Source organism: Thauera butanivorans NBRC 103042 (assembly GCF_001591165.1).
GTDB lineage: Bacteria > Pseudomonadota > Gammaproteobacteria > Burkholderiales > Rhodocyclaceae > Thauera > Thauera butanivorans.
On record NZ_BCUG01000030.1, the window covers coordinates 16,396 to 28,348 of the forward strand.

The following is an 11,953-nucleotide window of genomic DNA, read 5'->3' on the forward strand; positions in this document are numbered from 1 at the left end:
CGCCCGTGAGCATTCTTCAGCGGCTGACATTGCTGGCCGCGGCAGCGGCCCTGGCCCTGCCCACGGCCCAGGCGCGGGAGTCCGACGGCGAGGACCGGGTCCGCGGACCCGGCGCCACCGCCGACTTTTCCACCGCGCCGCGGGTCGACGTCCATAAACCGGTCGAACTGATCCCGCTCTACCTGCGCCACAAGCGCATCCACGGGCTGCAGCCCTTCCAGGAACTGGTCGACAAGGCGCCCGAAGGCAGCGTGCTCAAGGTTCCGGCAGGCCATTACTCAGGGCCGGTGCACGTCAGGAAGCGCCTGACGATCGAGGGCGAAGGCGAGGTCGTCATCGACGGCGGCGACAAGGGTACCGTGTTCGTGCTCGAAACCAACGAAGCCACGCTGCGCAATCTCACCATCACCGGCTCGGGCGACTCGCACGACGCCGACGACACCTGCCTGAACATCCGCGGCCACGGCAACCTGGTCGAGAAACTGAACATCGCCGACTGCCTGTTCGGCATCGACCTCAAGCAGGCCGACCACAACATCGTGCGCAACAACAAGGTGCGCTCGAAGGACGCCGAACTCGGCGTGCGCGGCGACGGCATCCGCCTGTGGTACAGCAACGACAACCTGATCGAGAACAACCTCGTCACCGACACGCGCGACATGGTGGCCTGGTACTCGCACCGCAACATCTACCGCGGCAACGAAGGGCGGCGCAGCCGCTACTCGATCCACTTCATGTTCGCCAACCACAACATCGTCGAGAACAACCGCTTCCACGACAATGCCGTGGGCATCTACTTCATGTACATGGAGGGCGGCGTGGCGCGCAACAACGTCATCTCGCACGCCACCGGCGCCACCGGCATGGGGCTGGGCTTCAAGGAGTCCTCGGACATCCTGCTCGAGAACAACGAGATCATCTACTGCGCCGTGGGCGTGGGCTCCGACCTCTCGCCCTTCCAGCCCGACACCGCGATCCGCTTCGTCAATAACCGCTTCGCCTTCAACGGCGTCGCCATCCAGCTCACCAGCGAACTCGGCGGCAACGAGATGCTCGGCAACATCTTCGAGGGCAACCTCACCGACATGTATCAGGCTGGCCGCGGCGAAGGCGTCAAGAACAAATGGAACGGGAACTACTTCGACACCTACCAGGGCTTCGACCGTGACGGGGACGGCCACGGCGACACCCCGCACGAGGAATATGCCTACGCCGACCGGATCTGGATGGAGATCCCCAGCGCGCGCTTCTTCAAGACCTCGCCCGTCCTCGAACTGCTCGACTTCCTCGAGCGCCTCGCGCCGTTCTCGAATCCGGACCTCCAGGCCCGCGACGAAAACCCTCTCTACATCAAGCCCGAACGGCGCACCGAAGGGAATGCATCATGAGCGACAAGGAAAACGCCCCCGCGCCCGCCGCCCCGGCCAAGGGCAAGGCGCCCGTTTCGCGCGAACGCGCGCGCCAGGGCCGGCGCAAGGCCTTGCGCACGATCCTGCTCACCGGCGGCGTGCTCGGCGCCGGCCTGTCCGGCTACCTGCCGCTGGTCTATGCGCGCACCAGCCGCCTGCGGCCGCCCGGCGCACTCGACGAGAAGGAGTTCCTGCAGTCCTGCATCAAGTGCGGGCAATGCGTGCAGGTATGCCCGGTCAATGCGATCAGGCTCGCCGATCTGACCGACGGTTTCGGCGTCGGCACCCCGTACATCGACGCCCGCGAGCAGGCCTGCGATTTCTCCTGTGACGCGGTGCAGTGCATCCTCGCCTGTCCGACCGGTTCGCTGACCTACGACAAGCCCGATTTCCTGCCGGTGCGCGCGGGCGCTGCGCTGCCGCAGAAGCCGACCCTGATCGCCAAGATGAACGACCCCGAGCCCACGCTCAACATGACCGAGCGCATGGGCGTGGCGCGCCTGACCCGCCCGGAATCCTGCCTGGCGATGAAGGGCGAGGGCTTCAAGGGCCAGGCCCGCGGCCCCGGATTCAAGGGCAGGATGCGATACGTCAAGGTCGACCGCTGGAAGCCCATCCAGGTCGCCGACCATCCCTACGACGTCCCGCTGTGCGACCTGTGCATGCGCGAATGCCCGATCGCCGGCGCGATCTCGCTGGAGAAGTTCACCGGCCCCGACGGCAGCACACGCGCGCGCCCGATCGTGCACGAGAACTGCGTCGGCTGCGGCGTGTGCGAGATGATCTGCCCGACCGAACCCGCCTCGATCGCCATCGTCCCCCGTGAGGTGTGGAAATCATGAGCAAGCTGCTGACCCGCCGCTACTTCGACCAGATCAAGGCGATGTTGGGCAAGGAACCCGAGAAGCCCAGGGAAATCTCGCCCGCGGCGCAGAAGATCCACTTCTACAAGAAGAACAACCGCGACGAGATCGCCGAGCTCAAGCACCGGCGCGCGCACGAAAAACCCAGCCACACGTGGCGCAACCGGCGCTGGGCGACGCTGATCTTCGCCAACCTGCTGTTCGTGTTCTCGTACTGGCTCGACATCCAGGTGCTGGAGGGCGCGCTGACCGCGTCCCGCTTCGTCGGCTTCCACATGGCCGACCTCAATTCGGCGCTGCAGGTGATGCTCGCGCACAAGCACATCATCACCAACCTGCTGATCGGCACCGCCACGGTGCTGCTGCTCTGGGCCCTGCTCGGCGGCCGGACCTTCTGCTCCTGGGTCTGTCCCTATCACCTCGTGGCCGAGTGGGCGGAAAAGATCCACCTGTATCTGGCGAAGAAGAAGCTCGTGAGCGACCAGCCGATCGACCGCCGCCTGCGCACGGTGTTCTGGATCGTGTTCGCGGCGCTCGCCGTCGTCACCGGCTACACCGTGTTCGAGGCGATCTCGCCCACCGGCATCCTGTCGCGCGCGCTGATCTACGGCGCCGGGCTGTCGCTGCTGTGGGTGCTGGCCCTGCTCGTGTTCGAGGTCTTCTTCTCGCGCCGCGCCTGGTGCCGCTACGCCTGCCCGATCGGACTCACCTACGGCGTCGTCGGCATCATTTCGCCGGTCCGCATCAAGTACAGGCTCGAGGGCTGCTTCCACGAGGGCGACTGCCGCAAGGTCTGCCTGGTGCCGCACGTGCTCGACACCGTCATCAAGGGCCGCGCGGTCGAGCCGGAAGTGCCACTCGGCCCCGACTGCACCCGCTGCGGCCTGTGCGTGGATGCGTGTCCGACCGGTTCGCTGAGCTTCGACATCAAGGGGCTGTCCAGACTGCTCTGAGACATTCCGGACCGCCACCCCCGGACAATCCGCAACACATGACGAGAGTCGACACATGATCCGACTACAGAACGTCCGCAAGACCTTCCGCAGCGCGCGGGTGCTCGACGGCATTTCGCTCGAGGTCGCCCCCGGCGAGCGCATCGCGCTGATCGGCTCGAACGGCGCCGGCAAGACGACGCTGATCCGCTGCCTGCTGGGCGAGTACGTGCATGACGGCGAAGTCCGCATCGACGGCGTCGACCCGCGCCGCGAACGCGCCACCGTGCTCGCCAACGTCGGCTTCGTGCCGCAGCTGCCGCCGCCGCTGAAGATGCCGGCGGGGCAGCTGATCGACTTCGCCGCCGGGCTGTGCGGCACCGCGCCGGCACGCATCGACGACATCGCGCGCCGGCTCGGGCTCGACATCGATTCGATCCGCGCGCGCCAGTTCGTCCGCCTGTCGGGCGGCATGAAGCAGAAGCTGCTGATCGCGATCGCGCTCGGCCGCGACGCGAAGCTGCTGATCATGGACGAGCCGGCCGCCAACCTCGACCCGGAGGCGCGCAGGATCTTCTTTGACCTGCTTGCCGAGCGGATGCAGGAAGCGACGATGATCATCTCCAGCCACCGCCTCGACGAGGTCTCCGCGCTGGTGAACAGGGTGATCGAGATGGACACCGGACGCATCGTGCTCGACGACAAGGTCGCCGACCCCGGCGCGCTGACCACCCGGCTCGACTGCCGCATCGTGCTCAAGACTCCCGATCCCGCGATCGCCAAGGCCCTGGCGGGCTGGAAGTTCGCCTTCGACGCCGAAGAAACCGCGTGGAGCGGCGAGATCGCCGGCGCCGACCGCCTGCGCTTCCTCGGCGTCGTCTCGCGCTACACCGGGCTGGTCAGCAGCCTGGACATGACCGAAAGGCCCCACTGACCATGTGCAACCAGCATCGACGCCGATTCATCAGCCGTCTCGCCACCGGCGGGCTCCTGCTCTCCCCGCTCGCCGCCGCGCTGTCGGGCTGCACCGACGACAGGTGGCCCGAGGGCATGAAACCCATCATCTGGGACCGCGACACCTGCGTGCGCTGCAACATGGCGATCTCCGACCGCCGCTTCGCCGCGCAGATGCGCGGCGGCCCCAAGGACACCGTGTTCAAGTTCGACGACGTCGGCTGCCTGGTGTTCTGGCTGGAGGAGCAGCGCGACCGCTTCCCGTGGATGACGGACGCATCGTCCCGGATGTGGGTGGCCGACTTCGACAGCAAGAGCCGCGACGAGATGGTCTGGCACGACCCGCGCAAGGTGCGCTACATCACGCGTACCTCGCCGATGGGCTACAACCACGCTGCCGCCGGCGCGGCCGCCGAGGCGGAGAGCGCGAGCTACGAGGACATGCGGCAGCAAACGCTGGCGAGGGGGAAATGAGGCACATGAAACAGTTCTGGCTCACCGCAGGTCTGGACATCGTCGAGTCGCTCCGCGCCCGCTGGTTCCACGTCTACACCCTGGTCTTCGGCGGCATCGTCGCCCTGCTCTTCCTGTTCGGCCTCACCGAGTCGCGCGTGCTCGGCTTCATCGGCCTGTCGCGCCTGCTCGTCACCTACATCCAGCTGACGATGGCGATCCTGCCGATCTTCGTGCTGATCACCACCGTGCGCTCGGTCGCCGGCGACCGCGAGGCGGGCGTGTTCGAGTACCTGCTGTCGCTGCCGGTGTCGCTGTGGGCCTGGTTCTGGGGCAAGTTCGCCGGCCGCTACATCGTGATCTTCATGCCGGTGTTCGCCGCGATGCTGCTCGCGGTGGCCTGGGCGACGGTGCAGGGCATCGAAGTGCCCTGGGGCATGTTCGCCTACTACACCGCGCTGATCGCGGCGATGGCGATGTGCTTCCTCGGCTTCGGCATGCTGATCTCGTCGATCGCGCGCAGCACCGACGTCGCCCAGGGCGCCGCCTTCCTGGCATGGCTGGGCTTCCTGCTCTTCCTCGACCTGATCCTGCTCGGCGTGATGATCCAGGAACGCATCTCGCCCGAACTCGCGGTCACGATCGCGCTCGCCAATCCGCTGCAGGTCTTCCGCACCGCCGCGCTGTCGATGTTCGATCCGCAACTGATCGTGCTCGGCCCCTCGGCCTACGTGATCCTCGACCTGTTCGGCGTGCTCGGCTACAAGGTTTTCGCCGTCGCCTACCCGGCCGCACTCGGCATGGCGAGCGCGGCACTGGGCTTCCTGATCTTCCGTCGCGGCGACCTGCCCTGAGCGAGCGCCCCCCATGAACATCGACAAATCCCTCCGCGAGCCCGTCCGCGATCCATTCCGGAACGCGTTCACGCGCTATTTCGCGGCGACGCGGCCCGCCTTCCTGACGGTGACCTTCGCCGGCTCGCTGATCGGGCTGGGCACGGCGGCGGCCGACGGGCTCGACATCGACCCCGTCAAGGCGCTGGTCACGATCCTGTTCGCCCTTGTCGCCCACGCGGGCGCGAACGTGATCAACGATTACTTCGACGCCCTCAACGGAACCGATACCCTCAACACCGAGCTGCTGCACCCCTACACCGGCGGCAGCCGCTTCATCCAGAACGGCTACCTGAGCCTGGCCGAGATGCGCCGCTTCGGCTACCTGCTGCTGGCGGCGGTGATTCCCGGCGGGCTGTGGCTCACGATCGAATCCGGCCCCGGCCTGCTCACGATCGGCCTGGCCGGGCTGCTCGTGGCCTGGGCCTACTCGGCACCGCCGTTCAAGCTGATGTCGCGCGGCATGGGCGAGTCCGCCATCACCGCGGGCTGGCTGCTGGTGGTGTTCGGCACCGATTACGTGCAGCGCGGCGAGGCGGCGGCGCTGCCGCTGGTGGCCGGCCTGCCCTTCGCCCTGCTGGTGGCGGCGATCCTCTACATCAACCAGTTTCCCGACCGCCGCGCGGACGCGGCGGCCGGCAAGCGCACCGTGGTCGTGCGCCTCGGCCCGCAGGCCGCGAGCCGGGGTTATGCGGCACTGGCCGCCTTCGCCTACCTGTGGCTGGCCGGCGCCCTCGCCGCCGGGCAGATGCCGGCCAGCGCCGCGATCGCGCTGCTGCCGGCGGCGTTCTCGATCCGCGCCGCGCGCAGCCTGATCGCCGACGCCGGACACCCATCCCGTCTGGTGCCGCCGATCCGCGACACGATCGCGGCCGCGAACCTGAGCGGCGTGATGCTGGCCGTCGGCCTGGGCGTGGCAAGGCTGTTCGCATGAGCGCTCCCGCACGGCCGCCCGCAGGCAAGCGCCCGCCTCCCACGGGGAGGATGCCGCGCGGCGGCGGGAGGGCCGCGCCGTGAGCCGGCCGTCCGACCGCGTGCTCGGCTTCACGCTGCTCGCCGCCGCGCTTTTCGCCGCCACCTTCGTGGACGCGGCGCTCCGGCGCGGCACGCACGAAGCGGCGCTGCAGCGCACCGCGCGCCTGGCCGAAGATCTGCGCCTGTCGGACCCCGTGCTGTTCACCGAGGCCCGCTACACCCGCCACCCGACCCAGGCCGACCTGCATTCCGCCTTCCAGGACCACCCGGTGGCGTTCGAGCACTTTCCCTCCGGATCGCTGCTGCCGCCCCCCGCCCTCCTGCTGGACCGCCATGAACCGCTGGATCGAGAAGCAGCGCCATCTGATTGACTTCACCGCCAGCTCGCTGGCGCGGCGCAAGGGCAAGAGCCTCGGCCTGCTCGTCGTCTATACGCTGCTGGTGTTCGTGCTCGCCTCGGTGTCGCTGTACACCCACGCGCTGCGCAACGAGGCCACCCGGGTGCTCGCCGGCACTCCCGAGATCGTGCTGCAGCGCCTGATCGCCGGCCGCCACGACCTCGTCCCGCCCGGCTACGTCGAGAAGATCGGCCGCATGCGCGGCGTGCAGAAGATCGAGGGGCGGCTGTGGGGCTATTACTACGACAGCGTGCTCAAGGCCAACTACACCTTCATGGTGCCCGCCGACCGCAACATCGCCGAGGGCGAGATCACCGTCGGCCCCGCGCTCGAGCGCTCGCGCGGGCTGGCGGCGGGCAACGGCATCTCCTTCCGCGCCTACTCGGGCGAACTCCACACCTTCATCGTCACCGGGGTGCTGGCCCACGAATCGGAACTGGTGAGCGCCGACCTGGTGCTGATGAGCGAGGCCGATTTCCGCCGCTTCTTCGCCTACCCCGAGGGCCACTACACCGACATCGCGCTATGGGTGGCCAACCCGCAGGAAGTGCGCAACGTCGGCCGCAAGCTGATCGACGCCCTGCCCGACTCGCGCCCGATCCTGCGCGAGGAGGTGCTGCGCACCTACGCCTCGGTCTTCGACTGGCGCGAAGGCATGATGCTGGCCTTGCTGTCGGCCGCCATCCTCGCCTTCGGCATCTTCGCCTGGGAGAAAGCCGCCGGCCTGTCGGCCGAGGAAAAGCGCGAGATCGGCATCCTCAAGGCGATCGGCTGGGAGACCGGCGACGTGATCGCGATGAAGTTCTGGGAAGGCTTCCTGGTCTCGCTGCTCGCCTTCCTGCTCGGCTACGTCGCCGCCTACGTGCACGTCTTCCACTTCGAGTTCGCCCTCTTCGCCCCGGTGCTGCAGGGCTGGGCGGTGCTCTACCCGAGCTTCGCGCTCACGCCGCGGATCGACGGCGTGCAGGTGGCGACGCTGTTCGTGTTCACCGTGCTGCCCTATACCGCCGCCACCCTGGTGCCGATCTGGCGCGCCGCCACCACCGACCCCGACACCGTGATGCGGAGCTGACGCGATGCTCGAACTCGCCAACATCCGCAAGGCCTTCAACCAGGGCCGGCACAACGAATACTGGGCGCTCAAGGGCATCGACCTGGCGATCCCGCCGGCACGGGTGAGCGTGCTCAAGGGCCCCTCGGGCTCGGGCAAGACCACCCTGCTCACCATCCTCGGCTGCCTCGCCCGCCCCACCGAAGGCCGCGTGCGCCTGAAGGGCGAGGACATTTCCGGCCTGCCCGAGCGCTTCCTGACCGAGATCCGGCGCCGCAGCTTCGGCTTCATCTTCCAGCAGTTCAACCTGGTGCGCGGCCTGTCGGCGATCGACAACATCATCCTGCCCGGCTACCCCACGGGCACGCCGCGCGCGCAGCTCCTGCAGCGTGCCGAGGCCCTGCTCGCCGACATGCAGCTTGCCCACCGCCGCGACGCGAAGGTGGAATGGCTCTCCGGCGGCGAGCAGCAGCGGGTGGCGATCTGCCGCGCGCTGATCAACGACCCCGAGATCCTCGTCGCCGACGAGCCCACCGCCAACCTCGACAGCAGGCTGTCGGCCGAATTCCTCGCCATCCTGCGCCGCCTGGCCGAGGCCGGGCGCACGGTGATCCTCACCAGCCACGACCCCCTGGTGGTCGAATCGGCGGTGGTCGACCGGGTGTATTCGCTGCGCGACGGCCAGCTCATCGACGTCCGCGACGTGCGCAGGGCGGCGCCATGATCTTCCAGCCCGCCATCATCGCCCTGCTGCTGGCCGCCGGCCTGAGCCTGGCCATGCTGGCGGCGGCCTCGCCGTTCGCGGTGCAACTGATCCGCCACTGGGACATCGGCAGCGGCAGCGAGCGCCAGTTGCGGCTCGAACGCCTGACCTACCTGTTCTCGATGATGATGGCGCTGGTGTGCGGGCTGCAGATCCTGTCCACGCTGCTGTTCGTGTTCAACGCCGACAGGATGGCGGTGATGTTCGTCGGCGCGATGTGCGCGGTGGGCACGCTCAACGCCAACGCATACGGCTTTCCGGCCCTGTACGCGCAGCTCGCGCTGTTCTTCCTCGCCGCCGTCTGGCTGGCGATCAACCGCCTCGACAACCAGGCGCGCGACTACCCGCTGACCCGGCTCAAGTACGCGCTGCTGCTGGTCTACGCGCCGCTCGCCGCGCTGGTGCTGTACCTGCAGTTCAAGCACTTCATCCACCTGGAAGCCGACGTGATCACCTCGTGCTGCGGCAGCATGTTCTCCGAGGCGGCCGACACGGTGGCGAGCGAACTCGGCACGATGGCGCCGCGCCGGGCAATCGCGCTGTTCTACACCGCCCTCGGCGCGGCGGTGCTGCTCGCGCTGTGGCACTGGCGCGGCGCCGGCCGGCGGGCATGGGGCGGGCTGGCGGTCGGTGCCTCATCCGTGGCCGCCTTCTTCGCCGCGCTGATCGGCATCGTCGCCTTCGTGTCGCTCTACATCTACGAGCATCCCAACCACCACTGCCCGTTCTGCATCCTGAAGCCGGAATACGGCTACCAGGGCTATCTGCTCTACGTCCCGCTGTTTACCGCCGCCGCCGCCGGGCTGGCCGCGGGTGTGCTGACGCCGTTCGCGCGCCGCCCCAGCCTCGCCACCCTCGCGCCGCGGGCGAGCGCGCGCCTGGCCGGCATCGCCGCGGCGGGTTTCGCGCTGTTCGCCGCGATCGCCAGCGTCATGGTGCTGCGCTCGAACCTGATCCTGATCGCATGAGGCCGCCACCGATGAGAGCCTTCCCGATCGCCCTCGCCTGCGCCCTGCTCGCCGCCTGCGGCAGCCCGGACACCGGCCCGAGCACCGGCACGCCCGCCCCGCGCTTCGAGGCGGTCGGCATCGACGGCAGCGTGCGCCGCTTCCCGGAGGACTTCGCCGGCACCCCGGTGATCCTCGACTTCTGGGCCGACTGGTGCCGCTACTGTGCCGGCGGCATGGCCCGGATCGACGCGGTGCACCGCGAACACGCGGCGCGCGGCCTGGCCGTGGTCGCGGTCAATGTCGGCCAGGACCGCGACACCGCCGCGGCCTTCATCGACAGGCTCGGCGTCGGCTATTCGGCGGTGCTCGACCCGGATTCGAAGATCGCCCGGCGGTACGGCGTGAACGGCCTGCCGATCACCTATTTCATCGACCGTGACGGCATCGTCGGCGGCAAGATCATCGGCGAGGCGGACCGGAAATCGCTGATGTTCCAGTTGAACCGCATCCTGCCGCCCGCGCCCTAGAGACCTTCATCGAACCCCCGACGCGGACCGGCAGGGTCGACGGCAGGCCCGCGTCATCCACCCACCCCATTCACACCAGGAGAAACCATGGATCGCAGGGAAGCCCTCAGGATGTCCGTCCTCGCCAGCATCGGACTGGCGGCCGCCGGCAAGGCCGGTGCCCAGTCGGGCTGCGCCGGCGACGGCACGCCGGCGCAGTTCGTTCCCAAGACCGCGCCCGACCCCCAGCCCCAGATCGATGACATCGCCAAGTACCCCAGATGCCCGTACTGCGGCATGGACCGCAGGCAGTTCCACCATTCGCGCATGGTCGTGCATTACGCGGACGACCTCGCCGACGGCACCTGCTCGCTGCACTGCGCGGCGATCAGCCTGTCGCTGAACATCGATCGCGACCCCAAGGCGATCTGGGTCGGCGACAATGCCGCCGAGGGCGAGCCCAGGCCGCTGGCCGCGGCCGACAAGGCGAGCTTCCTGGTCGGCAGCAAGCTGCCCGGCGTGATGACGGCGCGCAGCAAGATCGCCTACGGCAACGCCGAGGCCGCCAGGGCCGCGCAGGCCGCCAACGGCGGCGAGATCGCCGATTTCGACCAGGCGCTGCTCGCCGCCTACACCGACATGTCGGCCGACGTCGCGCGCATCCGCAAGAACCGCGCCGAACGGCAACGCAGGATGATGGAGCGGCAGGGCCAGTCATGAAGACCCTGCTCGCCCTCGTCTTCGCGGCCTGGACGGGCTTCGCGCTTGCCCAGGCCCCCGCCGCCGGCCTGCCGAAACCGGGGCCGAGGGATCTCTGCCCGGTGTGCGGCATGCTGGTGTCCAGGTATCCGAACTGGGTGGCGACCATCGTCTACGAGGACGGCCACGCCCACTTCTTCGACGGCGCCAAGGACATGTTCAAGTTCTGGCACGATCCGGGCAAGTACGCCGCCGGCCACGACCGCGACCAGATCGCGCACATCCGGGTGACCGAGTACTACGGCCTGCAGGCGATCGATGCGAAAAGTGCGTACTACGTCATCGGCTCGGACGTGCTCGGCCCGATGGGGCACGAATTCGTACCGCTCGCCAGCGCCGAGGACGCGGCCGATTTCCTCAGGGAGCACAAGGGCGTGCGGATCGTGCGCTTCGACGAGGTGCCAGCCGGGTTGCCAGCCATGCTGGACCAAGGGCGCTTCGAGTAGATCGTCCGCCCGAGCGGGGCGCCGGACCGGGGCCGCCCCCACCAGCCCCCTACTTCAGCAGCGCCTGCGCCGACGCCTCCAGGTCGGCGCGCCGCACGACGCCCATCTTGCTGCCGAGCGGCTCGCCGTCACGGCCGATGTAGACCGTGAATGGCAACCCTGCCTGCGGATTTCCGAGCGCCTTCATCAACGGAATGCCGTCATTGGCGGCGAGGACGACCGGATAGCCCATGTCGTAGGCGCGGGCGAAATCGCGCACGGCCTCGAGCTTGTCGCTTTCCTCGATCGCCACGCCGATGACCTCGATGCCGTCCACGGCCTGTTCCGCGCTCAACTTGACGAGTTCGGGAATCTCCTCGCGGCACGGCCCGCACCAGCGCGCCCAGAAATTGACTACCAGCGGCCGTCCGCGGAACTGCTGCATCGCGATCTTCCGCCCGTCGAGTCCGGTCAGCGTGGAAGAAAAGAAAGCCGCGGTATCGATGCCTTCGCCGGCGCGGGCAGTGCTGGCAGCGACGAAGCCGAGACAGAGGATCAAGGCAAATCTGCGGATCATGAGGCAACCTTTTCTTGGCAAACAGGGACCGGGCGGTTCGGGCGC

General features: G+C 68.4%; 15 protein-coding genes. 14 read left to right on the forward strand and 1 reads right to left on the reverse strand.

All coding sequences use genetic code 11. The features are described 5' to 3' along the window. Nucleotides 1-5 precede the first annotated feature (5 nt). From nosD to TBU01S_RS13265, 14 genes are all read left to right on the forward strand, one after another. A complete protein-coding gene (gene nosD, locus TBU01S_RS13200) occupies nucleotides 6-1,388 on the forward strand; it encodes a nitrous oxide reductase family maturation protein NosD (protein WP_068637093.1) in 1,383 nt (460 codons plus the stop codon). Next, nucleotides 1,385-2,251: a 4Fe-4S dicluster domain-containing protein gene (locus tag TBU01S_RS13205; protein ID WP_068637094.1), complete on the forward strand. Its 867-nt coding sequence runs from the start codon at nucleotides 1,385-1,387 to the stop codon at nucleotides 2,249-2,251. The genes nosD and TBU01S_RS13205 overlap by 4 nt, the downstream gene beginning before the upstream one ends. Continuing rightward, on the forward strand, nucleotides 2,248-3,225 hold the full coding sequence (locus TBU01S_RS13210; protein ID WP_068637095.1) for a NapH/MauN family ferredoxin-type protein: 978 nt from the start codon (nucleotides 2,248-2,250) through the stop codon (nucleotides 3,223-3,225). The genes TBU01S_RS13205 and TBU01S_RS13210 overlap by 4 nt, the downstream gene beginning before the upstream one ends. A gap of 55 nt (nucleotides 3,226-3,280) precedes the next feature. Then, nucleotides 3,281-4,138, forward strand: coding sequence for an ABC transporter ATP-binding protein (locus tag TBU01S_RS13215; protein WP_068637096.1), 858 nt, complete (start codon nucleotides 3,281-3,283; stop codon nucleotides 4,136-4,138). Between the two features lie 116 nt (nucleotides 4,139-4,254). Next, the gene (locus TBU01S_RS13220) at nucleotides 4,255-4,632 is read left to right on the forward strand and encodes a hypothetical protein (protein ID WP_245650919.1); all 378 of its coding nucleotides are present in this window, start codon (nucleotides 4,255-4,257) and stop codon (nucleotides 4,630-4,632) included. 5 nt (nucleotides 4,633-4,637) lie between these two features. Then, nucleotides 4,638-5,465, forward strand: a complete 828-nt coding sequence (locus TBU01S_RS13225) for an ABC transporter permease (protein ID WP_068637098.1) — start codon at nucleotides 4,638-4,640, stop codon at nucleotides 5,463-5,465. Between the two features lie 13 nt (nucleotides 5,466-5,478). Next, nucleotides 5,479-6,438 (forward strand): prenyltransferase, encoded by a 960-nt coding sequence (locus tag TBU01S_RS13230; RefSeq protein WP_068637099.1) that lies wholly within the window; start codon nucleotides 5,479-5,481, stop codon nucleotides 6,436-6,438. Nucleotides 6,439-6,517: 79 nt separating this feature from the next. Beyond that, nucleotides 6,518-6,850, forward strand: a complete 333-nt coding sequence (locus TBU01S_RS13235; RefSeq protein ID WP_068637100.1) for a hypothetical protein — start codon at nucleotides 6,518-6,520, stop codon at nucleotides 6,848-6,850. After that, nucleotides 6,813-7,949, forward strand: coding sequence for an ABC transporter permease (locus tag TBU01S_RS13240; RefSeq protein WP_068637101.1), 1,137 nt, complete (start codon nucleotides 6,813-6,815; stop codon nucleotides 7,947-7,949). The genes TBU01S_RS13235 and TBU01S_RS13240 overlap by 38 nt, the downstream gene beginning before the upstream one ends. A 4-nt stretch (nucleotides 7,950-7,953) precedes the next feature. Continuing rightward, entirely contained in the window at nucleotides 7,954-8,652 is a 699-nt protein-coding gene (locus TBU01S_RS13245; RefSeq protein ID WP_068637102.1) for an ABC transporter ATP-binding protein, read from the forward strand. Continuing rightward, on the forward strand, nucleotides 8,649-9,659 hold the full coding sequence (locus TBU01S_RS13250; protein ID WP_068637103.1) for a hypothetical protein: 1,011 nt from the start codon (nucleotides 8,649-8,651) through the stop codon (nucleotides 9,657-9,659). The genes TBU01S_RS13245 and TBU01S_RS13250 overlap by 4 nt, the downstream gene beginning before the upstream one ends. 11 nt (nucleotides 9,660-9,670) lie before the next feature. Beyond that, on the forward strand, nucleotides 9,671-10,168 hold the full coding sequence (locus TBU01S_RS13255) for a TlpA family protein disulfide reductase (RefSeq protein ID WP_068637104.1): 498 nt from the start codon (nucleotides 9,671-9,673) through the stop codon (nucleotides 10,166-10,168). 87 nt (nucleotides 10,169-10,255) lie between these two features. Next, nucleotides 10,256-10,867, forward strand: a complete 612-nt coding sequence (locus tag TBU01S_RS13260; RefSeq protein ID WP_068637105.1) for a nitrous oxide reductase accessory protein NosL — start codon at nucleotides 10,256-10,258, stop codon at nucleotides 10,865-10,867. Next, nucleotides 10,864-11,352, forward strand: coding sequence for a nitrous oxide reductase accessory protein NosL (locus TBU01S_RS13265; protein WP_068637106.1), 489 nt, complete (start codon nucleotides 10,864-10,866; stop codon nucleotides 11,350-11,352). The genes TBU01S_RS13260 and TBU01S_RS13265 overlap by 4 nt, the downstream gene beginning before the upstream one ends. Before the next feature lie 49 nt (nucleotides 11,353-11,401). On the opposite strand, the gene TBU01S_RS13270 is transcribed toward TBU01S_RS13265, so the two are convergent. Further along, complete coding sequence (locus tag TBU01S_RS13270; protein ID WP_068637107.1) at nucleotides 11,402-11,908, reverse strand: TlpA disulfide reductase family protein; 507 nt, start codon at nucleotides 11,906-11,908, stop codon at nucleotides 11,402-11,404. Nucleotides 11,909-11,953 lie beyond the last annotated feature (45 nt).